The following is a 25,094-nucleotide window of genomic DNA, read 5'->3' as shown; positions in this document are numbered from 1 at the left end:
CACATTTTTGGGTTTAATTGTATGATGAATGCGGTTCATCAAGGGTTATTACCATGAGTCAATCACTGATTATTATCTGGCAGTACCTGCGGGCATTTGTCCTGATCTACGCCTGTTTATACGCCGGGATTTTTATCTCCTCCCTGCTGCCTATCACCATCCCCGGCAGCATTATCGGGATGCTGATTTTGTTCGTACTGCTGGCGCTGCAGATTATGCCGCCGAAGTGGGTTAACCCCGGCTGTAACGTGCTGATCCGCTATATGGCGCTGCTGTTTGTGCCCATTGGCGTGGGCGTGATGCAGTACTGGGATTTGCTCCGCGCTCAGCTCGGCCCGGTCGCCGTCTCCTGCACCATCAGCACGCTGGTCGTTTTTCTGGTTGTCAGCTGGAGCTCCCACCTGGTGCACGGCGAACGCAAAGTGGTCGGCCAAGAAGGAAGTAAAAAATGATGCATGAGATCTGGTGGTCACTGCCGCTGACGCTGATTGTCTTTTTCCTCGCCCGCAGGCTGGCAGCGCGCTTTAAATTTCCGCTGCTCAACCCGCTGCTGGTGGCGATGGTGGTCATCATCCCCTTTCTGCTGGTGAGCGGTATCTCTTACGACCGCTATTTTCAGGGCAGTAAGATCCTCAACGATCTGCTGCAGCCTGCGGTCGTGGCGCTGGCCTTTCCTTTATACGAGCAGCTTCACCAGATTCGCGCCCGCTGGAAATCGATTATTACCATCTGCTTTATCGGCAGCGTGGTGGCGATGGTGACCGGGACGACGGTTGCGCTGCTAATGGGCGCGACGCCGCAAATCGCCGCGTCGATTATGCCGAAATCGGTAACGACGCCGATTGCGATGGCGGTCAGCGGCAGCATTGGCGGTATTCCGGCGATCAGCGCGGTATGCGTTATTTTCGTCGGCATCCTCGGCGCGGTTTTCGGGCATACGCTGCTAAACCTGATGCGCATCCACACCAAGGCCTCACGCGGCCTGTCGATGGGTACCGCCTCGCACGCGCTGGGCACCGCGCGCTGCGCGGAGATGGATTATCAGGAGGGGGCCTTCAGCTCGCTGGCGCTGGTGCTGTGCGGAATTATTACCTCCCTGGTCGCGCCGTTTTTGTTCCCGGTGATTTTAGCCCTGGCGGGATAAATTGTGATTTAAATCACATTTATCAATGCAACGTAATAGAGTTGCACAAACAATGAGATATTAATCACATATACAGGCCATCACCGCCCGTACACTAGATTCCCATTACATTGTTATGAGGCAACGCCATGCACCCACGTTTTCAAGCTGCTCTCCCTCAACTGACGGCAGACCTGCAGACGGCTATCGCCCCGATGCTGACCGACCCGCATTTCCCGGCCATGCTCGATGCAGACCAGGTCGCCGCGCTGCAACGCGCAACTGGCCTTGACGAAGACGCGCTGGCCTTTGCCCTGCTGCCGCTGGCCGCAGCCTGCGCGCGCGCCGACCTCTCGCATTTTAACGTTGGCGCTATCGCCCGCGGCGTCAGCGGGCGCTGGTATTTCGGCGGCAATATGGAATTCCTCGGCGCGACCATGCAGCAAACCGTCCACGCGGAACAGAGCGCCATCAGCCATGCGTGGCTACGCGGCGAAAAATCCCTGCTGGCAATCACCGTCAACTACACGCCCTGCGGCCACTGTCGCCAGTTTATGAACGAGCTCAACAGTAGCCAGGTGCTGCGGATCCACCTGCCGGGGCGCGAGGCGCATTCGCTGCAGCACTATCTGCCGGACGCGTTTGGTCCGCAAGATCTGGAGATCAAAACGCTGCTGATGGATGAACAGGATCACGGCTTCCCGCTGAGCGGCGACGCGCTGGCGCAGGCGGCGATTCAGGCGGCAAACCGTTGCCATATGCCCTACAGCCAGTCACCGTCCGGCGTCGCGCTGGAGCTGAAAGACGGCACCCTCTTCTCCGGCAGCTATGCCGAAAACGCCGCCTTTAACCCGACGCTGCCGCCGCTGCAGGGGGCGCTCAACCTGCTTAGCCTGAACGGCTATGATTATGCCGATATCCAGCGGGCCATTCTTGCCGAAAAGGCCGATGCGCCGCTGATCCAGTGGGATGCCACCGCGGCCACGCTGAAAGCGCTTGGCTGTCACAGTATTGACCGCGTCCTGCTCGGTTAAATCACACATTATGCGGGCCTCAGGCCCGTATTGTTGAAAATCCCCGCAATCAAACGATGGTTTCTTGCTCTTGCCCGGCGGGTAAAGTAGCCTGAACACTCCATTGTCTACCGTTGAGCCCAGGTTAATGTTAAAGCGCGTGTTATACAGCCTGTTAGTCCTGTTCGGCCTGCTGCTGTTGACCGTGCTGGGTCTTGACCGTTGGATGAGCTGGAAAACCGCGCCCTATATCTACGATGAACTGCAGGATCTGCCCTATCGCCAGGTCGGGGTGGTTCTCGGCACCGCCAAGTACTACCGCACCGGGGTCATCAACCAATACTATCGCTACCGTATCCAGGGAGCGCTCAACGCCTACAACAGCGGCAAGGTGAACTACCTGCTGCTCAGCGGTGATAACGCGCTGCAGAGCTATAATGAGCCGATGACGATGCGCCGGGACCTGATTAAAGCAGGCGTCGATCCGGCGGATATCGTCCTGGACTATGCCGGCTTCCGTACGCTCGACTCTATCGTGCGGACCCGCAAGGTTTTTGACACCAACGATTTTATTATCATCACCCAGCGCTTCCACTGCGAGCGCGCGCTGTTTATCGCCCTGCATATGGGGATTCAGGCGCAGTGCTATGCGGTCCCGTCGCCAAAAGATATGTGGAACGTGCGGCTGCGTGAGTTCGGCGCGCGCTTCGGCGCCCTCGCAGACCTCTACGTTTTCAAACGCGAGCCGCGTTTTTTAGGCCCGCTGATCCCCATTCCGTCGCAGCAGGAAGTTCCCCAGGGGACGCAGTCCTATCCGGCGGTGACGCCGGAGCAGCTGCTGGAATTGCAGAACAAATAGAGCTCGCGCAGCACTGGATCGGCCGGTTCAGCGCTCTTATCATCGGCGTCACTTAGCCAAAGCCGATTCATCAAGAAGTGATTATCTTTCCGGACAAGATAAAACCGGCGCGATCTTCCGCCACATATTGCGGCAGGAGAGCGGCCGGGCCGGCGCCTATGGTTGGACTTTATTCCTTCACTCCTGCAGGGGTTTAAAAACGAGCTCACCTCAGCCGCAGCCAAAAAAAAGCCCGCGCACTGCGCGGGCCTGATAAAGAGAGCTCGTTACTTTTTACGCGCGTATTTCAGTGAATCCAGCGCAACGGCGAAGATAATAATTGCGCCTTTGATAATATACTGCCAGTACGGGTTAACGCCGATGTAGGTCAGCCCGTAGTTAATCACCGTAAAGATGATAACGCCGGTTACCACGCCGAGCACGGTACCCACGCCGCCGCTGAAGGAGACGCCGCCGACGACGCAGGCCGCAATCGCATCCAGCTCGTACATAAAGCCGAGGTTGTTGGTCGCAGAGCCAATTCGTCCGGCCTCCAGCAGCCCGCCGAAGGCGTAAAACACGCCGGACAGGGCATAAATCATCAGCAGGTTAAGGGCAACGTTAACCCCTGAAACCTTCGCCGCTTCCGGGTTGCCGCCGATAGCAAAGATGTTTTTGCCAAAGCGGGTTTTATTCCACAGGATCCAGACGAAGAAGACGGCAATCAGCGCGTAGAAGGTAATATACGACAGGCGGAACGTCCCCAGCGCAATAAACCCTTGAGCGAAATGCGAGAAGTGGCTGTCAAACCCGGAAACCGGCGAGGCGCCAACAAAATCGTAGTACAGGGAGTTGATCCCATAAACGATAATCATGGTACCCAAGGTGGTGATAAATGGCGTCACGTTGAGGTACGCGATGATAATCCCGTTAATCAGGCCAATCACCGCGCCAATCGCGCACACCAGCAGGATCACCAGCGGGATTGGCATGGTTGCCATATCCGGGAAGACCTTGTTGGCGTTGTCCACCGCCTGCAGCATCGTTGCGGCGATAACCGCCGCCAGCCCAACCTGACGTCCGGCTGACAGGTCGGTCCCCTGAGTCACGATGAGCCCCGCTACGCCCAGCGCGATAATAATACGCACCGAGGACTGGGTCAGAATGTTACTTAAGTTCAGTAAACTTAAGAAGGTTGGATCCTGGAAAATAATAATGGCCAGCAGGACCAAAAGAACAACGTAAATCCCACCATCCTTCAGGTAAGTGAGAAAACTCTTTTTATTTAATGCGCTCATCGCAAGCCCCTGATCTTAAAGATGCAACGACGCAAGACGTAAAATTTCGTTTTGCGTAGTGGTTTTTGTCTCAACAATTCCGGCAACGAGACCGTTGCTCATTACCAGAATACGGTCAGTAATACCCAGCAGCTCCGGCATCTCGGAGGAAATAATAATGATCCCTTTCTCTCTTTTTGCCAGCTCGGCAATCAGCTGATAGATTTCAAACTTAGCGCCGACGTCAATCCCGCGGGTCGGTTCATCAAGCATCAAAATCTCCGGCTGTGTTAACAGCCAGCGGCCGATAATAACCTTCTGCTGGTTGCCGCCGGACAGCGAACCAATTTGCGTATGCTGTCCTGGGGTCTTCACGCGCATGGAGTCAATAACCCATTGGGTATCGCTTTTCATGCGTGAGTTATCCAGCAATCCGACCCTATTTTTATATTTCTTAATATTGGAGATCAGGGAGTTAAAACCGATATCCAGATAAGCGTAAATCCCGGTAGAGCGACGCTCTTCGGTAACCAGCGCAAAGCCGTGGTTAATGGCTTCATTGGCGCTATGGTTATTAATTTTCTTACCGTGCAGCTTAATCGTCCCGCTGGCCTTTTCGCGAATGCCGAATAAGGTCTCAACGATATCGGTACGCTTGGCCCCCACCAGTCCGGCAATGCCGAGAATTTCGCCCTTATGCAGGTCGAAGGAGATATCGCGGATCGACGGCTGACGCAGCGACGTCAGGTTGCGCACCTCAAGAATCACCTCGCCCGGCGTATTTTCACGGCTCGGGAAGCGCTGGTTCAGGGAGCGGCCGACCATCATGGCGATAATCTTATCCATGTCCAGTCCTTCCAGCGGCTGGGTGGCAATCCACTGACCGTCGCGCAGGATGGTTATCTCATCGCACAGCTGGAAAATCTCTTCCATTTTGTGGGAGATATAGACAATGCCGCAGCCGCGTTCTTTTAGCTTGCGGATAATCTTAAACAGATGGTTGACCTCTTTTTCGGTCAGCGATGACGTCGGCTCGTCCATGATGACGATTTTGGCGTCATAGGAAAATGCCTTCGCAATTTCAATCATCTGCATTTGCGATACCGATAGCGTCCCCACACGCGCGCGCGGGTCAATATCAATATCCAGTTCATCAAATATCGCTTTGGTATCGCGATACATTTTGTCCTGATCGACAAACACGCCTTTGGTGGGATAACGCCCCAGCCACATGTTGTCCATCACCGAACGTTGTAATACTAAGTTTAATTCCTGGTGAACCATTGAGATGCCGTTTTCCAACGCTTCTTTAGCCGAATGGAAATCGATCTCTTTTCCCTGAAAAAGAATGCTGCCGGAATCTTTTTGATAGATCCCAAAAAGACATTTTAATAATGTTGATTTTCCCGCGCCATTCTCGCCCATTAATGCATGAATAGAGTGAGGACGGACTTTCAGGTTGACATTATCGAGTGCCTTGACGCCAGGAAATGATTTGTTGATGTTGCTCATTTCCAACAAAAATTCGCCCGACCGTTCGCTATTATTACTGACCATAGTTATACCTGGCTGCGTTCATGCACACTCTCAGCTGACGAATTAGCGTCAAAATAAGAGTCTGGTTCTGTATCAGGAATAATCGGGCGTAGCGGCTGGCGATCCTTCAGGCGGCCATTTTACCGGCGACGTTGATCTCAACGCATCCCGAGTGATTTTATTTATAGCTGATACGCCCGTACATCTACCCGATGAATTTCGAGCTGCGAAATGGTATTCACCCGCAGCTCGAAAACCGAGTATTAAATATTACTTGCCAACAAACTGGCTCAGATTGTCTTTATCTACGCCAACGTAAGGAACGCGAACGATTTTATTTTCAATCTTCCAGCTGGTGCCTGCAGCCGGCTCTTTGCCGTCCGCCAGGTTTTTCGCCAGATCGAACGTGGCTTTTGCCTGGTTATTGGCATCGTTCAGCACGGTACCGGCCATTGCACCGGATTTAACCAGCGCCAGCGCTTCTGGTAAGGCATCAACGCCGAAGACCGGAATGCTGCTCTTGTTGTGCGCTTTCAGCGCTTCTACCGCCCCCATTGCCATCGCATCGTTGTTGGCGATAACCACTTCAATTTTGTTAGCGTTAGGGCCAGAGAGCCAGGCGTCCATTTTGTCTTTCGCCTGAGCGGTGTCCCACATCGCGGTATCCAGCTGCAGCTGCTGAGTTTTCAGACCTTTGTCATTCAGCTCTTTAATGACGTAGGTGGTACGCGCTTCAGCATCCGGATGGCCCGGCTCGCCTTTCAGCAGCACATACTGAATCTGGCCGTCTTTGTTCAGATCCCAGCCGGCGTTGGCTTTCCAGTGTTTAGCGATCAGATCGCCCTGGATAATACCGGACTCTTTAGAGTCGGTACCGACATAATACGCCTTGTCATAGCTATCCAGCGCTTTACGGGAAGGCTCTTTGTTAAAGAACACGACCGGGACGTTCTGTCCGCGCGCTTTATCGATAACGGTGCCTGCAGCAGCCGGGTCCACCAGGTTAATCGCCAGCGCTTTCACGCCTTTTGCCAGCAGGACGTCAATCTGATCGTTCTGTTTGGACTGGTCGTTTTGCGAGTCATTCATCAGCAGCTGAACGTCCGGCGCTGATTTGCCGTCTTTCTCAATTGCCTTACGCACCACCGACATAAAGTTGTCGTCATATTTGTAAATGGTTACGCCGATGCGGGTATCAGCTGCGTGTGCCGCGGCGCCAAATAACATACTCGCCATAACTGCAGACAGGGTTAACACCTTCTTATTCATGGAATCTCCGGTTTTTTTTATGCAGGGTCATTGGTGTGAAAACGGCTGGCGGAAAGTTGTTACATTAACGTTACCGCACAACAAGGTTCACGACTGTAAATTCTGTCTTCCGTGTAGGGTAACGCTCCAAAGGTACGGCTTTACTCGCAGTTTAGCGCCTTGTGCCTGTTGTAAAAGTGATTAATCACCGTGACAAAATGGTCAGGACTGGTAAACGCGGCCATCATAATCAGTTGAATGTTAATATACTGTGAATTTACTCACAGATTGAAAGCGGTTACATCACCGCCCTTTTCAGTTAGTGATCGGACCCACAATTTGCCGCTGGGTCACCGAATGGCGACGCACCAGAGTCGGCATAAAACAGTGGCGAGCGTCATGGTCGAGTTTCCCCGCAGCCCCCAGCAGCGCCAGCTCGGTGGCCAGTTTCGCCATCGACATAATAGGATAGCGCACCGTCGTCAGCTGTGGGTCGGTGTAGCGAGAAATAGGGATATCATCGAAGCCAATCAGCGACAGATGCTGCGGCACAACAATGCCGTTATCTTTCAGCGTGGTCAGCGCACCGGCCGCCATGCTGTCGTTGTAGGCAAAAACGGCGGTGAGGCCTAAATTACGCCCCAGCAGTTCAACCATCGCCGCCTCGCCGCCCTGCATATCCGGCGAGCCGGAGCCTACCCAGCTATCGGGGGCAATAATGCTTTGCTCCTGTAACGCCTTGAACCACCCTTCCCGGCGCAGAGAGTCATCCTCAATGCCGTGGTTTGAGGAGAGATAGCCGATCCGCTGGTGCCCGTGGTTCAGCAGCATCCGCGTGGCCATCAGCGCCCCGCTGACGTTGTCCAGACCGACGCAGCGGTGCTCGTAGCCGGGCACAATGCGGTTTATCAGCGCCATCCCCGGAATATGCTGCATGAAATCGCCGAGCTCCTCATCGCTCAGCGCCTTGGAGTGCACGATCAGCGCCGAGCAGCGCTGGCGGATCAGCACTTCGATGGCGTTACGCTCTTTTTCCGCCTCGTGGTAGCTATTGCCGATCAGCACGTATTTCTGATGCTGCTGGGCCACGGTATCCACCGCTTTCACCAGCGCGCCGAAAAAGGCATCCGATACGTCCATCACCACAACGCCGATGGTATCGCTGACCTGGGTCGCCAGCGCCTGCGCGTTGGCGTTAGGCCGGTAGCCCAGCTGCGTTACCGCTTTCATTACGCTTTCGCGCGTATCCGGACTCACCAGCGCGCTATTATTCAGCACGCGCGAGACCGTCGCGACGGAAACTCCCGCCTGACGGGCGACATCACGAATGGTGATCATGCTCACCGACCTGTAGAGAATTGCAATACGTCACACCCACCTCCTGTGTTCAGCAAGGTGGCTATTCTGGCAGCGACGCGCGGCGCGCTACGTGAGTGAGGTCACATGCCTGAAAACGCTTACATTCATTTTGTTAATGATTGTGATCGGGATCGTTATCTGGATGTGTTCTTTAATGATGTCCCCGAGGCGCGCAGGGTTAACTGACGCCACAACCATTCAACCGGGCCCTGGCGGAAATGACGTAGCCAGAAGAGCGAGAAGATGAGGTTTACCGCCCAAACCGGTACGACGAAGGCCAGCAGCTGCAGGCGGTCGAACTTCATAAACAGGCCAAGGTGATAAAAGAGCGTGGTGCAGATGAGGGTTTGTAGCAGGTAGTTGGTCAGCGCCATGCGCCCGACGCAGGCAATCGCGGTCACCAGCCGCAGCTTACACAGCTGGGGCCAGAAGCCCCACGCTAAAGAAGCGTAGCCGATGGTTTGCAGCGGCGCGCCGAGCTCGCGCGGAGCCTGCAGCAGGAATGCGCACCAGCGGGGATCCCAGTCGAGATACCACTGGGCGAAAATCGCCGGGATATTGACCGCCATTCCGGCGACGATCAGCAGGCCGCCGGTGCGCCGATAATGGCTGAGGCTGAACTGCCCTTTTAGCCAGCCGCTGCGCATCAGGGCAGCGCCCATCAGCATCATTCCCGCCAGCTGCCAGCCGTACTGCGCGCCGAGCGCCAGCAGGTTACCCGACAACATATCCGCGCGATTGCTTATCGCCTCGAAGCCGCCGGTCATCTTCCAGTACTGTTCATACTGTAAATTTGCCGCATCGGGCACCCACGAGCGATTCGGCGCATTGCCCGAAATGACGCCAAGCAGCACTAAGACCGCCACGCCGATGACGTACAGCATCACGCCGGTGTTAAACAGGGATTTGAGGTGATGCGCATCGCGGATCATTCTCCAGGCCACCAGCCCCACGAGCGCGTAGGCCAGCAGGATATCGCCATCCCAGAAAAACAGTCCGTGGATAAACCCCAGCAGCGCCAGCAGCGTCAGACGCGACTGGATCCAGCGCTTGCCGCGAGGCAGCAGCATCTGAAGCCCGGCGCCAAACAGCAGAGCAAACAGGGTCAGGAATTTCACCTGCGCCAGCAGGTCGAGGATCGCCCAGGTCCAGGCGTCGCTAAAAGAGATGCTCCCGGACCATGCCGGGTTAAGATATGCCGCCTTCGGCAGGCCGAAGGCGTTAATATTCAGTAGCAGAATACCCAGAATGGCGACGCCACGAACAAAGTCCAGCGTGACGTTTCGTTCCATGTACCCTGCTCCGATTTTAGCCGTTGTGACGTACGGCGCGCAGGAACTCCTGGCGGGTATTCTGGCTGGATTTAAACAGACCGCCCAACGAGGTGGTTGTGGTGGCGCTGGTTGCATCGCGAATGCCGCGAGCCTTGACGCAGTAATGCACAGCATCAATCGATACCGCGACGTTGCTGGTACCTAGCAGGGTTTGCAGCGCGGTTAAAATCTGCTGCGTCAGTCGCTCCTGCACCTGCGGGCGCTGGGAGAAGAACTGCACGATGCGGTTGATTTTCGACAGGCCAATGACCGAATCTTTCGGGATATAGGCAACCGTGGCTTTACCGTCAATCGTCACAAAGTGGTGTTCGCAGGTGCTGGTCAGGGTGATATCGCGCACGGTGACCATTTCATCAACCTGCATCTTGTTCTCGATGACGGTGATTTTGGGGAACCTGGCGTAGTCCAGTCCGGAAAAGATCTCATCGACATACATTTTAGCGATGCGATGCGGAGTTTCCATCAGACTGTCATCACTAAGATCAAGATTCAGCAGCTGCATAATCTCAGTCATGTGTCCGGCAATCAGACGCTTGCGAGTTTCATTATCTATTTCTTGCACTGGCGGACGCAACGGCGTCTCCAGCCCACGAGCGACCAGCGCTTCATGAACGAGTATGGCTTCTTTGCTCAGTGATGACATTTATGTTCTCCTGCAGGTGTGGCGCTCTTTGCTCTTCTGAGGGCAAAGTTTGCATGCATTGTGCGTGAGGTAGCGCACATAATCTAGTAGCCGAAACGATAATTATTGAAATTTGCGTGACCTATTGATAGTGCGCGTCTGGTCCCACGTCTCCCACATCGCGCCAGTCAATCGTCTAATGCCCGCCAGTTGCCACTTCCCGAATAAAAGAACGACTTCGCGTCATTCTCAATAGCACAGCCGCCGGAGCATGTTGGCTAAAAGTTGCATTAATGATGCAATATGTTCCCTAAAGGAGAAAGTGAAAGTTGCTCACGAGTGAATGAAATATCTGTATTATGAAAAATTACGTCCCTGTACGCAGAATCACTCAGCAGCCGTTACCACGATATATCCGTAAAGTAAGGTCTGCAGACTCACGCGTATCCCCTTTTCTGAGGAGCCCGGCATGGAATTGCTTGAAGAGCATCGCTGTTATGACGGTCGGCAGCAACGCTGGCGGCATGACTCCACTACGCTGAACTGTTCGATGACGTTCAGCATCTTTTTACCCCCGCAGCGCGATACCGCGCCGCCGCCGGTTGTGTACTGGCTTTCCGGCCTGACCTGCAACGATGAGAACTTCACCACCAAAGCCGGCGCTCAGCGTATTGCTGCGGAGCTAGGCCTGGTACTGGTGATGCCGGATACCAGCCCGCGCGGCGATAGCGTCGCCGATGACAGCGCCTACGATCTGGGCAAAGGCGCGGGTTTTTATCTCAACGCGACCGAGGCACCGTGGTCCGCGCATTTTCGCATGTACGATTATCTTCGCGACGAGCTGCCGCAGCTGATTGGCGCGCAGTTTAACGTCAGCGATCGCTGCGCTATCAGCGGGCACTCAATGGGGGGTCACGGTGCGCTTATTATAGCACTGAAGAACCCGGGCCGTTTCGTCAGCGTGTCGGCCTTTGCACCGATCGTCAACCCTGCCCGGGTGCCGTGGGGACAAAAAGCGTTTACCGCCTATTTGGGTGCCGACGAATCAAGCTGGCAGGCGTGGGATAGCTGCGCGTTAATGCAGGCAAGCCACGCCAGCGACGCGATACCAACGCTTATCGATCAGGGCGACAACGACACGTTCCTCGCCCAGCAGCTGCAGCCTGCGGTGCTGGCCGAAGTTGCGCGACAAAAAGAGTGGCCGCTAACCCTGAGAATTCAGCCCGGTTACGATCATAGCTACTACTTTATTGCTTCATTTATCGAAGACCATCTGCGTTTTCACGCCCAATATCTTATCAAATGAAACAGGAGGGCTGAGGCCCTCCATATTTACACACCCCTAACCTTCTGAATTCATGCTTATTTAATTCAATTCAAAGTAAATACAAATGATTTCAATTATCATTAATGTTTACAAAATAACATTTTTTTGTACAATCCCTCCTTCTTCTCTCCATCATTCAGAGTTCTTACAAGACAAATAAATACGGTTCTCAGGGTTATCCCGATGGAGATTTATTCATTTGAAATGGAATGTAAAAATGACTATACCTCGCGTTAAGCTACTTGCCGCCGCGATATGCGCAGCCACCATCTCACCGCTTGTTCATGCAGCCGATTCAGACACCATGGTCGTAACGGCTACCGGTTTTGAACAGAAAATCCAGAATGCACCAGCCTCTATCTCCGTTATCTCCAAACAGCAGATTGAAGATAAGGCCTACCGCGACGTTACCGATGCGCTAAAAGACGTACCCGGCGTAGTCGTCACGGGCGGCGGAAGCAGCAGCGATATCAGCATTCGTGGCATGTCTTCCCAATACACCCTTTTCCTGGTTAATGGTAAACGCGTCAGCACCCGCAGCACCCGTCCAAACAGCGATAACTCAGGGATCGAACAGGGCTGGCTGCCGCCTCTCGAGTCTATTGAACGGATCGAAGTCATCCGCGGACCGATGTCCTCCCTCTATGGTTCCGATGCTATGGGCGGGGTGATTAACATCATTACCAAAAAAATCTCGAACACCAAAGCCTGGACAGGCTCGCTGCACGGCGACGCTACTTTCCAGGAAAACAATGATTCTGGTGACCTGTTCCAGACAAACGTCTACGCTTCTGGCCCGTTGATTGACGGGCTACTGGGGGCGAAAGTCACGGGCCTGCTCTCCCGCCGCGCGGAAGATAAAATCGAAAACGGCTTCAACGAGCAGAAAATGCGCAACGGCGGCGTCACGCTGAACTTTACGCCTGACGACAAAAACGATTTCGATCTCGACTACGCGCGCGAACTGCAGGACCGTAACAGTACGCCGGGGATGTCAACGGCTGAGGAGAGCTGCCGCGGTAATGTCTGTACGCCAAACAGCAAAAGCGATTCCCGCTACGAACACACCACCTACTCGCTGACCCATAGCGGTTATTACGAGCACTTCAACACCACCAGCTACGTCCAGCAGGAAGAGACCAACAACCCCGGGCGTAAAATGAAGTCGTACAATACGACCATTAATAACCAGAACCAGGTTTTCCTTGGCGATCACACCCTGACGCTGGGCGGACAGTATCGCTATGAGAAGCTCAGCGATAAAGGCAATCAGCTGGAGGCGGCCGATGGCCTGAGTAAGCTGACGCGCTGGAGCTGGGCGCTGTTTGCTGAAGATGAATGGGCGATGACCGAAAGCTTTACGCTAACCGGCGGCCTGCGCATGGATAAAGATGAAAACTACGGCACCAACTGGACGCCACGCGGCTACGGCGTATGGCACCTTGCCGAACAGTGGACGCTGAAAGGTGGAGTTTCAGCAGGCTACCGCGCGCCGGATCTCCGCCAGTCTTCCGCTAACTGGGGCCAGGTCACTGGAGGCGGTCGTCTTGACGGCATTATCGTGGGTAATCCGGACCTCAAGCCGGAAAAGAGCCTGAGCGAAGAGATTGCTTTACTGTGGGATAACAACGACAACCTCAACGCGGGCCTTACGTTGTTCAACACCGACTTCAAAAACAAAATCACCGAAGTACGTCGTTGTAACAGCAAGTCTGACCCGGCCTGCACCATCGGCAATACCAGCTATGACTTCGTCAGCGACCGCGTCAACGTCGATAAAGCCAACATGCGCGGCGTGGAATCGACCTTCGGCTGGAAAATCACTCGCGATCTGAACTGGACGGCGAACTATACCTATACCAAGTCAGAACAGAAAAGCGGTCAGTTCTCCGGCAAGCCTTTAAATAAAATGCCGAAAAACATGTTCAACACCACCCTGGACTGGCAGGCCACGCCTGACGTCGGTTTCTGGAGTCGTTTGAACTTCCGCGGGAAAACCTCAGAGTATCTGAGCCGTACCTCTATGGCTCAGGGCACACCGTCCTATACGCAGGTCGATCTCGGTTTGCGCTACAACGCCAACAAAAACCTGCTGGTTTCCGCCGGGGTGTATAACGTTCTCGATAAGCAGATTGCTTACGATACCTACGATACGGTACTTGATGGCCGACGTTATACCGTGGGCCTGACCTATAGCTTCTGATGATCTGATTCTGACGATCTGATAACGAAAAAACCCCGGAAACCCGGGGTTTTTTTATCAGTCAATAACGTTATTGCTTGAAACGCTGCGGGAACTTCATTTCGCTATAGCGGACAAACCGGGTGCCTTTGGCAAGCTTATAGCCAAACCAGATAACCAGGAACAGCGGAATACCGATATAGGTCGCCGCCACGCCACCCCAGTCAATGGTGTCTTTAAGGAACGCTTCGTAGTTCTGGCCGAGGGTGATAATCAGGCACAGGACGAAGGCGAAGATCGGCCCAAGCGGGAAGAACCCGGAACGATACGGCAGATCGTTCACATCGTTGCCCTGCAGCACGTAGCCACGACGGAAACGATAGTGGCTGATAGCGATCCCCAGCCAGGCAATAAAGCCGGTCATCCCTGAGGTATTCAGCAGCCACAGGTAAACGGTCTGGTTGCCAAACATTGAGCTCAGGAAGCACAGCGCCGCCACGACCGTGGTGGCGTACAGCGCGTTACGCGGCACGCCGCCGCGCGACAGCTTAGCGAAGATACGCGGCGCTTTGCCATCGCAGGCCAGGGTGTAGAGCATACGCGTGGAGGCGTACATTCCGGAGTTGCCCGCCGACAGTACCGCCGTCAGGATGACCGCATTCATGATCGCGGCCGCAGACAGCAGGCCCGCATGCTGGAACACCAGGGTAAACGGACTGACGGAAATATCCTTCACGTCGTTACGCAGCAGGCTCGGATCGGTATAAGGGATAATCAGGCTGATGATTAAAATCGCGAACACGTAGAACAGCAGAATACGCCAGAACACCTGGCGCACGGCGCGCGGAATGTTCTTCTCCGGGTTTTCTGATTCACCCGCGGCGATACCGATAAGCTCGGTGCCCTGGAACGAGAAGCCGACGATCATCGCCACGCCAATCATCGCCGCAAAGCCGCCGGCAAACGGCGCATCGTCGATACCCCAGTTGCTCCAGCCCGCCGGCTGCGCGCCCTCAAAGATGCCGACGATCATCATCACGCCAACAACGATAAAGATGATGACGGTGGCGACCTTAATCAGCGAGAACCAGTACTCTGCTTCACCGAAGCCTTTTACCGAGATCCAGTTCAGCAGGAACATAATGCCGAGGAACAGCGCGCTCCAGATCCAGCCTGGGGCATCGGGGAACCAGTAGGTCATGACCAGCTGCGAGGCAACAAGGTCAACGGCGATGGTCACCGCCCAGTTATACCAGTAGTTCCAGCCCAGCGCGAAGCCGAAGCCCTCTTCGACATAGTTCTGACCGTAGGTGGCAAAGGAGCCGGATACCGGCATGTATGCCGCTAGCTCGCCAAGGCTGGTCATCAGGAAATAGACCATCAGACCGATCAGAATATAAGAAAGCAGCGCGCCGCCGGGGCCTGCCTGGGAAATAGTTGCACCGGATGCAACGAAAAGACCTGTACCGATGGAACCGCCAATAGCGATCATGGTCAAGTGACGCGCCTTCAGTTCACGGCGTAGGCCGGGCGCTTCTGTGGTTTTAGTATCCGAAACCATGTGAAAATGCTATCCATCAAAAAAACGAGGCGAGATTGTAGCAGACGATCGGCGATCCATCCGGTACAAATACAAAGTTATAAGAGAGGTTCATGATCGAACATGGATTATTAGTAAAGCACTAAATCGCGGAATTGCCAGCAATAATCCCCCACCTCTCTTCATCCGAACGCCCCGGCCCCCGCGTTTTTACACCTCGCAGTAACGCAGAAAACGCTGTAATGCTTTGGAAATATGCTTCTGGCGATGATGAATCCGCCACAGGGTGCGGGTTAAAGGCGGTAACGGCACGCTCAGCTCAACCAGCGATCCCACCTCCAGCTGTTCGGCGATAACCCGCCGCGAAAGGCAGCTAATTCCAAGGCCATGACGTACGGCATGCTTGATAGCCTCGGAGTTGCCTAGCTCCATCCCCAGCTGAAACGCCGGCAGGTGCGATAGCAATAAATAGTCGACGATTTCCCGGGTGCCCGAGCCGTGTTCGCGCAGGATCCACGGCGCCTCCGCCAGCCGCTGCAGCGTCACCTCGCCCTCCAGCAGCGGCGAGCCGGGAGCGGCAAACACCACCAGCTCATCCGCCAGCCACGGTTCGGCGATGATATCCGCCGCGTGGCACGGCCCCTCAATCAGCCCGATATCCACCCGCAGATCGGCCACGGCGTTAATCACGTCCTGGCTATTGCCGACGCTCAGCTCCAGCGGCAGATCGGGGAAATCGCGGCGATAGCGGGCAATGATTTCCGGTAAAATATAGTTCCCGATAGTGCTGCTGGCGTACACGCGGATCGCGCCGTTATCGCCGCGAAACAGCTGCTCGATTTCAATAGCGCGTTCAAGCAGCGCCAGCGCGCGCGGGTAGAGCAGCCTGCCGTGCTCATTCACCACCAGCCGCTTGCCGACGCGATCGAAAAGCTGCACTCCCAGCTGACCTTCCAGATCGGTCAAGGCCGCGCTGACCGCTGACTGCGAAAGCGCCAGCATTTGCGACGCCTGGGTGGTTGAACCGCTCTTGAGAACTTCAGCAAAAACTTCCAGCTGCCGTAGCGTGATATGCATAACCCTTCCTTGCTCGTCTATCCGACATCGCCCTTCGCAATCCCGACGGCCGGCGCGTAACGCCGCGCGGAACCGCGAACAGGCTCGTTTACCACTTATTACGATTAATTATAAATATATAATCAATTTTATATTTAAACCAGCGAGTCGTAATCTTTACGCAGACAAAGGAGAAGGTTATGACAGCACTCACTTTACCGACAAAACATCGCCCGCTGTGGCATTTCGCCCCAGGACTGGCGCTTACCGCCGTTGTGACCGGCGCTGCGCTCTGGGCTGGCAGCTTTCCCGCTATCGCCGGCGCCGGCTTCAGCGCGCTGACGCTGGCCATCCTGTTCGGCATGGTCGTCGGCAATACGCTCTACCCGAAAATATGGCAACCCTGCGACGGCGGCGTGATCTTTGCCAAACAGCACCTGCTGCGTCTCGGTATTATTTTATACGGCTTTCGCCTGACGTTCGCGCAGATTGCCGATGTTGGCGTGAGCGGCATTGCCATTGACGTTCTGACGCTGGCCAGCACCTTTTTTATCGCCTGTATCCTCGGGCAGAAAATCTTCGGTCTGGATAAGCATACCAGCTGGCTGATTGGCGCCGGCAGCAGCATCTGCGGCGCGGCGGCGATTCTGGCAACGGAACCGGTAGTCAAGGCGGAGGCCAGTAAGGTGACCGTCGCCGTCGCCACGGTGGTAATTTTCGGTACGCTGGCTATCTTCCTCTATCCGGCGATGTATCCGCTGCTGGCGCACTGGTTTACGCCGGAAACCTACGGCATTTATATGGGCTCGACCATGCATGAGGTGGCGCAGGTGGTCGCTGCGGGACACGCCGTTAGCCCGGACGCAGAGAACGCGGCGGTCATTGCCAAAATGCTGCGCGTGATGATGCTGGCGCCGTTCCTGCTGTTCCTCGCCGCCCGCGTTAAGCAGCTGGCCCCGGCCGGCAGCGGCGAGCAAAGTAAAATCACTATCCCGTGGTTTGCCATTATGTTCATCCTGGTGGCGGTATTTAACTCCTTCCACCTGCTGCCAAAAGCAGCGGTCGACATGCTGGTGACCCTCGATACCGTAATGCTGGCAATGGCGATGGCCGCCCTCGGGCTGACCACCCACGTCAGCGCGCTGAAAAAAGCCGGCGCCAAACCGCTGTTGATGGCATTGATGCTGTTCGTCTGGCTGATTGTCGGCGGCGGCGCGATTAACCTGGCGGTTCACGGCCTGATGGCCTGACCGGAAGCAGACAGACGACAGCATTCGTTGATGTAACTCTTCAGTTAAGCCGCTATCATTACCCACCCCGCAGCGGCTTAACTGGAGTTTTTTATGAAATATATTGGAGCGCACGTCAGCGCCTCCGGCGGAGTGGCCAATGCCGCCATTCGCGCAGCCGAAATCGGTGCGACCGCGTTCGCCCTCTTCACCAAGAACCAGCGCCAATGGCGCGCCGCCCCGCTGAGCGACGAAACCATTGCTGAATTCAAAGCCGCCTGCGAAAAATACCATTTCGGTCCCGGGCAAATCCTGCCGCACGATAGCTATCTGATCAACCTCGGCCACCCGGTCGAAGAGGCGCTGGAAAAATCCCGCGAAGCGTTTATTGATGAGCTGACCCGCTGCCAGCAGCTAGGGCTGACGCTGCTGAACTTCCATCCCGGCAGCCATCTGCAGCAGATACCGGAAGAGGAGTGCCTGGCGCGCATTTCCCGCTCGATCAATATCGCGCTGGAAAAAACCGAAGGCGTGACCGCGGTTATCGAAAACACCGCCGGCCAGGGCAGCAATCTTGGATTTAAGTTTGAACATCTGGCCGCCATTATCGACGGCGTGGAGGATAAATCCCGCGTCGGCGTGTGTATTGACACCTGTCACGCCTTTGCTGCCGGGTACGATCTGCGTAGCGCCGAAGAGTGTGAGAAAACCTTCGCCGATTTCGAGCGGATCGTCGGCTTCAAATACCTGCGCGGGATGCACCTGAACGATGCGAAAAGCGCCTTCGGCAGCCGCGTCGACCGCCACCATAGCCTGGGGGAAGGTAATATCGGCCATGACGCTTTCCGCTGGATCATGCAGGACAGCCGCTTCGACGGTATTCCGCTAATTCTGGAGACCGTTAATCCCGATATCTGGGCGGAAGAGATTGCCTGGCTGCGGGCGCAGCAGACGGCGGAAGCGTCGGCCTGAAGTCGATGCCGGGCTAATCCCAACAGCTAAAAAAAGAAAGGGCCGAATCATCGGCCCTTTTGCTTATCAAAGTTTTACTCAGGCAGCTTTTTCTACCGTCTGCACTTCCGGACGTTTCAGCACCGCGTAGGAGAGACCGGCAACCAGCGTCCCGGCGATAATCGCCAGCAGGTAGCCGAGCACCGGCGTAATGGCGCCTGGGATCAGCAGAACAAACAGACCGCCGTGCGGCGCCATCAGTTTGGCGCCAATCGCCATGGAGATTGCGCCGGTTACCGCCCCGCCGATGATACAGCATGGCAGCACGCGCATCGGGTCACGAGCGGCGAACGGAATGGCCCCTTCAGAGATAAAGCACAGTCCGAGCACCAGGGCCGCTTTACCGCCTTCACGCTGGCCTTTGTCAAACTTATTACGCGCCACCAGCGTCGCGATACCCATCGCCAGCGGCGGTACCATGCCTGCGGCCATAATCGCCGCCATCGGCGCGTAGGTCTGAGTACTCAGCAGCCCGACGCCAAAGGCGTACGCCGCTTTGTTCACCGGACCGCCCATATCGGTACACATCATTGCCCCGAGGATCGCGCCCAGCAGGACCGCATTGGCCGTCCCCATAGTTTGCAGCCAGTGGGTCAGACCCGCCAGAATACCGGCAACCGGCTTACCGATCAGGTAGATCATGGCCAGACCGACAATCAGGCTGGAAACCAGTGGAATGATCAGAATCGGTTTCAACGCTTCCATGCTCGGCGGCAGCTTCAGCTTCGTGCTGATCAGTTTAGCCACGTAACCAGCAAGGAAGCCCGCAATGATCCCGCCAATGAAGCCGGAACCGCCGCTCACCGCCAGCATACCGCCGATAAGACCCGGCGTCAGGCCCGGACGGTCGGCGATGGAGAAGGCAATGAAGCCCGCCAGCACCGGAACCATCAGCGCAAAGGCTGAACCGCCGCCGATCTGCATCAGCGCCGCCGCCAGCGTATCCTTCACTTCAAATGCCTTAATCCCAAAGGCGAAGGAGAGCGCGATACACAGGCCGCCCGCCACCACCATCGGCAGCATGTAGGAGACGCCGGTCAGCAGGTGACGATAGGCGCCGCCGCCCTCTTTCTTCGCGCTATCCGCCTGCTGTCCGCTCGGCCCGGAAGGCTGATACGGTTTGGCTTCCAGCTGCGCCTTTTCAAACTCCTGGGCGGTTTTCTTCAGCGCCAGGCCGGTAGTGGTGCGATACATTGGCTTACCGGCAAACTTCGCCAGGTCAACTTCAATATCCGCCGCAACGATAACCAGATCGGCCTGCGCCACCTCTTCTGGCGTAATCGCATTGCCCGCGCCGACGGAGCCGCGCGTTTCAACCTTCACCCACCAGCCGCGTTTTTTCGCTTCGGTTTCGATAGCCTCTGCGGCCATAAAGGTATGCGCCACGCCGGTTGGGCAGGCGGTAATTGCGACGATGCGTTTTGGGCCGCTGGCCGCAGCGGGCGCCGCAGCCGGCGCGCTGTAAGGGGTCGCATGGCTTTTCGCCTCGCCGAGGAACAGCTCCGGGTGGGCAACGGCGCGGTTAATATCGCCGAGATACACCTTTTTACCGTTCAGCGCGCTGTCAGCAGGCAGCGTTGAGCCGAGGACGATAGCCAGCTCCGCATCGTTCGGGTTATCAATCAGTTCGAGTTGCGCTTTTTGCGCCGCGGTGCTCAGCAGGGTTTTCGCCATATAGGCGCGAGCCTGTCCGAGTCCGGCATCAATAATCAGCAGCGTTTTCATTATGCCTCTCCTGCTGTTAATTAAACGGTTGTAAGTCGACGCGCGCCATCATTGCGGCCAACTGGGTACGATCGGTAATACCAACATTGCTCTGGCTAACCGCCAGGGCTGCAACGGCCGTGGCCAGGCGCAAAGTATGCTCGCTGGATTCACGCATCAGCAGGCCGTAAATCAGGCCGCCGACCATAGAATCGCCGGCGCCGACGGTGCTGACCACTTCGACTGAAGGCGGCTTGGCGATCCATTCGCCGGAGGCGTTAACCCACAGCGCGCCCTCTTCACCCAGCGAGATAACCACGTGGGCAATCCCCTGCTCGCGCAGCGCGTGGGCGGCGTCAATAACGTCTTTCATTTCAGGCAGCTTGCGGCCGGCCCAAATCTCCAGCTCGCGGCGGTTTGGTTTAACTAACCACGGCGCGGCCTTCAGGCCGGCAACCAGCGCTTCGCGGCTGCTGTCGAAAATAATGCACGGACACTGGCTGCGCAGGCGGATCATCCATTCGGTGAAGGCCTCAGGGCTGACGCCTGACGGCAGGCTGCCGCTGACGCAAACCATGTCGAACTGACCCAGCCAGCTCAGGGAATCATTGACGAAGCGCTCCCAGTCACCCTGAGTCACCTCAAAGCCGGAGAAGTTAAAGTCGGTGACTTCACCGTCTTTTTCCGTCAGCTTGACGTTGATACGGGTACGGCCCTGCACAACCTGGAAGCGGTTGGCAATCCCCAGCTCGCTAAACAGCTGCTGAAAGCCATCCTGATTATCTTTGCCGAGGAAGCCGCCGACGGTGACGTCGATACCGAGATCTTTCAGTACCTTCGCAACGTTGATACCTTTTCCGGCTGCATGCAGGCCGGTGGTGCGGACGAGGTTGACTTCGCCGCGCTCAATTTCCGGCGTGAAACCCACCAGATCGTATGCCGGGTTTAAAGTAATCGTTGCTACACGTCTGCTCATTTATGCGCCCTCCCCAAGGCCTGCGGCGATAGCTTCGCCAATCGCATCCAGCGCTTGTTGCGCATCTTCACCCTGCGCGGTAAAACGCAGACGGTGACCTTTCTTCACTCCCAGCGCCACGACCTTCATCAGGCTGCGACCGTTTGCCGGCTTGCCGGAACCGTCGAGGTTGGTGACGGTAATGTCGCTGGAGAATTGTTTGATGGTATTAACCAGCATGGTGCCCGGACGCGCGTGCAGCCCGTGCTCATTGCGCACGACAAATTCAGCGCTCAGCACGTCTTCGGCAATCGCATCATCGCTGGTCAGCAGCGCCAGCAGCGTGGCGCCGTCGGCCTTCAGCAGGCGGTCAGCTTTTTTGTCAATCAGCAGGTTGCTCAGGCGACTGAGCACCGCGGTCGGCTGTTCGTCGGCCATCGCGACGGTAATCAGCAGCGACACCGGCTGTTCATCAGCGGTAAATGCGCTGGCGGCGCGGCTCACGGCAACGGCGCTACGCAGGTTGCCTTCAGCACTGTCGTTCAGCCAGATGCCCTGACCCAGGTTCAGCGGCTTATCGTTAATGGTGCGGCTCACAAACGCGGCGTCAACGGCGCCGGCTTCTTTCAGCCGCGCGGCGTTCAGCGCCTGCAGGGTCAGCAGATCGCTGGCCACGATATCAAGGCTCAGCGTGTCGTTATCCAGCTTCAGCACTTCGCTCTGCTTTTCACCCATCAGCAGGGCGCGCAGCTCTTCAGCCGTCGTGGCGGACCTGAGCTGCTCCGCGACCGAATCATCGCTGAGCACGTGCGTCAGCTGACGCAGTAATCCGAGATGCTCATCCGAGCTGGCGGCGATACCAATCGCCACGTAGGCCGTCTGCCCTTCCCCCCAGGTTACGCCCTGCGGGAACTGATAGACCTGAACGCCGGTTTTCAGCACCTGATCGCGCGTGTCGGTGGTACCGTGCGGAATGGCAATCCCGTTACCAAGGAAAGTGGAGGTCTGCTGCTCGCGCGCCAGCATCCCGTTAACGTAGCCTTCCGCCACGTTGCCTGCGCTTACCAGCGCAGAAGCAACCTGACGAATCGCCTCTTCTTTATTACCGGCCTGCTGACCGGGATGAATATCCTGCACAGATAACTGGAACATGGATCTCCTCTCCTGCTGAGTTGAATCGTTTCAGCTGTTTAGCGAAAAAATGCGTCATCCTGCAGCTGAAGAAATTCCTGATGACGCTGAAACGTTTCAATGAGTCTGTACCTTTATTAATCACCGCGCAAGATAAGTTGTCAGCCTGATAACAGAAGTTAGATATAACGCACATTTTTGCTGAAGCCGTATCGCAAGACCGGCCTCAGCTTCAGCATTTTGCTGAACGCAATATTTTGAAACGCCTTTTTGATTTATTAGTGCCATACTACTGTTCATTTTCTGACTGGCGGCGTAAACTCCGCGACTCCTGAAACCACAGATAACCGCACATGCAAAACAGTAGCGCCGCCCTTCCCCGACGCGGGTTCGATTTAACCTCTTCCGCCTTCCTGATTGTCGCCTTTCTGACCGGGATTGCCGGCGCGTTGCAAACGCCAACCTTGAGCCTGTTTTTGACCAATGAAGTGCACGTGCGCCCGGCGATGGTCGGCTTCTTTTTTACCGGCAGCGCGGTAATCGGCATTCTGGTGAGCCAGTTTCTCGCCGGGCGCTCGGACCGCCGCGGGGATCGTAAACAGCTGATCGTCTTCTGCTGCCTGCTGGGCGTGCTGGCCTGCCTGCTGTTTGCGTGGAATCGCAGCTACTTTGTTCTGCTTTTCGTCGGGGTATTTCTCAGCAGCTTCGGCTCCACCGCCAACCCGCAGATGTTCGCCCTTGCCCGCGAGCATGCGGATAAAACCGGCCGCGAGGCGGTGATGTTCAGCTCGATTCTGCGCGCCCAGGTGTCGCTGGCGTGGGTTATCGGTCCGCCGCTGGCCTACGCGCTGGCGATGGGTTTCGGCTTTACCGTGATGTACCTCAGCGCCGCCGTCGCCTTCGTATTCTGCGGTGCGATAGTCTGGTTCTTTCTGCCCAGCATGCGCAAAGAGCCAAAAGCGGCCGCGGGTCAGCTGGAAGCTCCGCGCACCCATCGCCGCGACGCGTTGCTGCTGTTCAGCGTCTGCACGCTGATGTGGGGCATCAACAGCCTCTATATCATTAATATGCCGCTCTATATCATTAATGAGCTGCACCTGCCGGAGAAGCTGGCGGGTTTAATGATGGGCGCAGCCGCCGGCCTCGAAATACCGACGATGCTGATCGCCGGCTATTACGCCCGCCGCTTCGGCAAGCGTTTTCTGATGCGCGCGGCCGGCGTCGCCGGGCTGCTGTTTTACGTCGGCATGCTGCTGGTTCATACGCCTGGTCTGCTGCTGGCGTTACAGCTGCTGAACGCTATTTTCATTGGCATCCTGGCGGGAATTGGCATGCTCTATTTTCAGGATTTAATGCCGGGCCAGGCGGGAGCGGCGACCACGCTGTACGCCAATACCATTCGCGTCGGCTGGATTATTGCCGGGTCGCTGGCCGGCGTGGTCGCCGAGATCTGGAGCTATCACGCGGTATTCTGGATTGCGCTCGGCATGGGGGCGATCGCCCAGCTGTGCCTGTGGCGCATCAGGGACATTTAAGCCGCAGAGATAAAACGGCGCGCCGCTAGCTGGCGGTGAGCCGTTCGAGATGAATAAGGTACGCCATTGCCTCATCGCGTCGGGTGCCGCACATTTCACGCTCTGGCTGCAGGCTGCCGCAAACTTTGGGGCGCAGCGGTGAGCCAAAGATATTGCACAGGTTGCCCGCAGACAGCTGTACGCACCGCGTGTTCGCGGGTTTGCCGTCAGGCATGCCGGGTATCGGGGATGAGATGGAGGGGGCGATACAGCAGGCACCGCAGTCAGTACGACATTCCATAGATGGTTCTCTTAACGGCGCTTTTTCAGGCTCAGCCTAAACGTTTTATCCGAAGATAGCAAAACGCGTGAATTCCACTTGCCTGAAAGGCCCGGCGCGAGTAGTTTTACGCGATATTTTTGACCCTTTACGTTACAGGATTACCGCAATGCCAAGAGCGAATGAAATTAAAAAAGGTATGGTGCTGAATTACAACGGCAAGCTGCTGATTGTGAAAAATATTGATATTCAGTCACCGAGCGCCCGTGGCGCAGCAACGCTGTACAAAATGCGTTTCGCTGACGTACGTACCGGTCTGAAGGTTGAAGAACGCTTTAAGGGCGACGATATTGTTGACACCGTGACCCTGACCCGCCGCTACGTTGACTTCTCCTATGTCGACGGCAACGAATACGTGTTTATGGATAAAGAAGATTACACCCCGTATATCTTCACCAAAGAGCAGATTGAAGAAGAGCTGCTGTTTATTCCGGAAGGCGGCATGCCGGACATGCAGGTTCTGACCTGGGATGGCCAGCTGCTGGCGCTGGAGCTGCCGCAGACCGTTGATCTGGAAATTGTTGAAACGGCTCCGGGCATCAAGGGCGCATCCGCCAGCGCTCGCAACAAACCGGCAACCCTGAGCACCGGCCTCGTGGTGCAGGTTCCTGAGTACCTGAGCTCGGGCGAACGCATTCGTATCCATATCGAAGAAAGCCGCTATATGGGTCGCGCCGACTAATCGAACGGCGGGTTAATAACCGGTAGCCAATGCGAAAATGCCCGTCAGTATCGCAACTGACGGGCATTTTTTT

22 protein-coding genes are annotated in these 25,094 nt (G+C 56.0%); 10 read left to right on the top strand and 12 right to left on the bottom strand.

The window, feature by feature from the left end:
• Positions 1 to 53: 53 nt before the first annotated feature.
• The 4 genes from QFI97_RS09665 to sanA all read left to right on the top strand — a co-directional run bounded on the left by QFI97_RS09665 (position 54) and on the right by sanA (position 2,995).
• Positions 54 to 452 carry a CidA/LrgA family protein gene (locus tag QFI97_RS09665; protein ID WP_095100737.1) on the top strand — a complete coding sequence of 133 codons (399 nt, stop codon included), beginning with the start codon at positions 54 to 56 and terminating at the stop codon, positions 450 to 452.
• Positions 449 to 1,144, top strand: a complete 696-nt coding sequence (locus QFI97_RS09660; protein ID WP_095100735.1) for a CidB/LrgB family autolysis modulator — start codon at positions 449 to 451, stop codon at positions 1,142 to 1,144. Before QFI97_RS09665 ends, QFI97_RS09660 begins: the two co-directional genes overlap by 4 nt.
• 128 nt (positions 1,145 to 1,272) lie before the next feature.
• Entirely contained in the window at positions 1,273 to 2,157 is an 885-nt protein-coding gene (gene cdd, locus QFI97_RS09655; RefSeq protein ID WP_095100734.1) for a cytidine deaminase, read from the top strand.
• 127 nt (positions 2,158 to 2,284) lie between these two features.
• On the top strand, positions 2,285 to 2,995 hold the full coding sequence (gene sanA / locus QFI97_RS09650) for an outer membrane permeability protein SanA (RefSeq protein ID WP_095100732.1): 711 nt from the start codon (positions 2,285 to 2,287) through the stop codon (positions 2,993 to 2,995).
• A gap of 266 nt (positions 2,996 to 3,261) precedes the next feature.
• Here sanA and mglC read toward each other — a convergent pair whose 3' ends face one another.
• The 6 genes from mglC to folE all read right to left on the bottom strand — a co-directional run bounded on the left by mglC (position 3,262) and on the right by folE (position 10,371).
• On the bottom strand, positions 3,262 to 4,272 hold the full coding sequence (gene mglC, locus QFI97_RS09645) for a galactose/methyl galactoside ABC transporter permease MglC (protein ID WP_095100730.1): 1,011 nt from the start codon (positions 4,270 to 4,272) through the stop codon (positions 3,262 to 3,264).
• 15 nt (positions 4,273 to 4,287) lie between these two features.
• Positions 4,288 to 5,808, bottom strand: coding sequence for a galactose/methyl galactoside ABC transporter ATP-binding protein MglA (gene mglA, locus QFI97_RS09640; RefSeq protein ID WP_095100728.1), 1,521 nt, complete (start codon positions 5,806 to 5,808; stop codon positions 4,288 to 4,290).
• 249 nt (positions 5,809 to 6,057) lie between these two features.
• Entirely contained in the window at positions 6,058 to 7,056 is a 999-nt protein-coding gene (gene mglB / locus QFI97_RS09635; RefSeq protein WP_095100726.1) for a galactose/glucose ABC transporter substrate-binding protein MglB, read from the bottom strand.
• A gap of 294 nt (positions 7,057 to 7,350) precedes the next feature.
• Positions 7,351 to 8,373, bottom strand: coding sequence for an HTH-type transcriptional regulator GalS (gene galS / locus QFI97_RS09630; protein WP_095101343.1), 1,023 nt, complete (start codon positions 8,371 to 8,373; stop codon positions 7,351 to 7,353).
• A 155-nt stretch (positions 8,374 to 8,528) separates the two neighbouring features.
• On the bottom strand, positions 8,529 to 9,686 hold the full coding sequence (gene yeiB / locus QFI97_RS09625; protein ID WP_331834709.1) for a DUF418 domain-containing protein YeiB: 1,158 nt from the start codon (positions 9,684 to 9,686) through the stop codon (positions 8,529 to 8,531).
• 16 nt (positions 9,687 to 9,702) lie between these two features.
• On the bottom strand, positions 9,703 to 10,371 hold the full coding sequence (gene folE, locus QFI97_RS09620) for a GTP cyclohydrolase I FolE (RefSeq protein WP_095100722.1): 669 nt from the start codon (positions 10,369 to 10,371) through the stop codon (positions 9,703 to 9,705).
• A gap of 448 nt (positions 10,372 to 10,819) precedes the next feature.
• On the opposite strand from folE, the gene fghA reads away from it, so the two are divergent.
• Positions 10,820 to 11,656 carry an S-formylglutathione hydrolase gene (gene fghA, locus QFI97_RS09615; RefSeq protein WP_346431010.1) on the top strand — a complete coding sequence of 279 codons (837 nt, stop codon included), beginning with the start codon at positions 10,820 to 10,822 and terminating at the stop codon, positions 11,654 to 11,656.
• Between the two features lie 238 nt (positions 11,657 to 11,894).
• Positions 11,895 to 13,880: a ligand-gated channel protein gene (locus QFI97_RS09610; RefSeq protein WP_346431009.1), complete on the top strand. Its 1,986-nt coding sequence runs from the start codon at positions 11,895 to 11,897 to the stop codon at positions 13,878 to 13,880.
• Positions 13,881 to 13,950: 70 nt separating this feature from the next.
• Here the strand turns inward: QFI97_RS09610 and QFI97_RS09605 are convergent, their stop codons facing one another.
• Together QFI97_RS09605 and yieE are read right to left on the bottom strand one after the other, a co-directional pair.
• Complete coding sequence (locus tag QFI97_RS09605; protein ID WP_095100716.1) at positions 13,951 to 15,420, bottom strand: amino acid permease; 1,470 nt, start codon at positions 15,418 to 15,420, stop codon at positions 13,951 to 13,953.
• Positions 15,421 to 15,609: 189 nt separating this feature from the next.
• The gene (gene yieE, locus QFI97_RS09600; RefSeq protein WP_095100714.1) at positions 15,610 to 16,476 is read right to left on the bottom strand and encodes a DNA-binding transcriptional regulator YeiE; all 867 of its coding nucleotides are present in this window, start codon (positions 16,474 to 16,476) and stop codon (positions 15,610 to 15,612) included.
• Positions 16,477 to 16,655: 179 nt separating this feature from the next.
• On the opposite strand from yieE, the gene QFI97_RS09595 reads away from it, so the two are divergent.
• The gene (locus tag QFI97_RS09595) at positions 16,656 to 17,705 is read left to right on the top strand and encodes a YeiH family protein (protein ID WP_331834711.1); all 1,050 of its coding nucleotides are present in this window, start codon (positions 16,656 to 16,658) and stop codon (positions 17,703 to 17,705) included.
• Positions 17,706 to 17,798: 93 nt separating this feature from the next.
• Positions 17,799 to 18,656: a deoxyribonuclease IV gene (gene nfo / locus QFI97_RS09590; protein WP_095100710.1), complete on the top strand. Its 858-nt coding sequence runs from the start codon at positions 17,799 to 17,801 to the stop codon at positions 18,654 to 18,656.
• Between the two features lie 78 nt (positions 18,657 to 18,734).
• Here the strand turns inward: nfo and fruA are convergent, their stop codons facing one another.
• Genes fruA through fruB form a run of 3 tightly spaced genes read right to left on the bottom strand, consistent with a single transcriptional unit; the run spans position 18,735 to position 22,506 of the window.
• Positions 18,735 to 20,420 carry a PTS fructose transporter subunit IIBC gene (gene fruA, locus QFI97_RS09585; protein ID WP_346431008.1) on the bottom strand — a complete coding sequence of 562 codons (1,686 nt, stop codon included), beginning with the start codon at positions 20,418 to 20,420 and terminating at the stop codon, positions 18,735 to 18,737.
• A 16-nt stretch (positions 20,421 to 20,436) separates the two neighbouring features.
• A complete protein-coding gene (gene fruK / locus QFI97_RS09580; RefSeq protein ID WP_095100706.1) occupies positions 20,437 to 21,375 on the bottom strand; it encodes a 1-phosphofructokinase in 939 nt (312 codons plus the stop codon).
• The gene (fruB, locus tag QFI97_RS09575) at positions 21,376 to 22,506 is read right to left on the bottom strand and encodes a fused PTS fructose transporter subunit IIA/HPr protein (protein WP_095100704.1); all 1,131 of its coding nucleotides are present in this window, start codon (positions 22,504 to 22,506) and stop codon (positions 21,376 to 21,378) included. It abuts the gene before it with no gap.
• A gap of 332 nt (positions 22,507 to 22,838) precedes the next feature.
• Here fruB and setB point away from each other — a divergent pair, with 332 nt between their 5' ends.
• Positions 22,839 to 24,020 carry a sugar efflux transporter SetB gene (setB, locus tag QFI97_RS09570; RefSeq protein ID WP_095100702.1) on the top strand — a complete coding sequence of 394 codons (1,182 nt, stop codon included), beginning with the start codon at positions 22,839 to 22,841 and terminating at the stop codon, positions 24,018 to 24,020.
• Positions 24,021 to 24,045: 25 nt separating this feature from the next.
• Here the strand turns inward: setB and QFI97_RS09565 are convergent, their stop codons facing one another.
• On the bottom strand, positions 24,046 to 24,300 hold the full coding sequence (locus tag QFI97_RS09565; RefSeq protein WP_095100701.1) for a YkgJ family cysteine cluster protein: 255 nt from the start codon (positions 24,298 to 24,300) through the stop codon (positions 24,046 to 24,048).
• A gap of 148 nt (positions 24,301 to 24,448) precedes the next feature.
• On the opposite strand from QFI97_RS09565, the gene yeiP reads away from it, so the two are divergent.
• The gene (gene yeiP / locus QFI97_RS09560; RefSeq protein ID WP_041146493.1) at positions 24,449 to 25,021 is read left to right on the top strand and encodes an elongation factor P-like protein YeiP; all 573 of its coding nucleotides are present in this window, start codon (positions 24,449 to 24,451) and stop codon (positions 25,019 to 25,021) included.
• The last annotated feature ends 73 nt before the right edge of the window (positions 25,022 to 25,094 follow it).

This window comes from Klebsiella scottii, from assembly GCF_036561945.1.
Lineage (GTDB): Bacteria > Pseudomonadota > Gammaproteobacteria > Enterobacterales > Enterobacteriaceae > Klebsiella > Klebsiella scottii.
The sequence above is the reverse complement of the archived record's forward strand: the minus strand, read 5'-3'. Positions and strand labels throughout refer to the sequence as shown.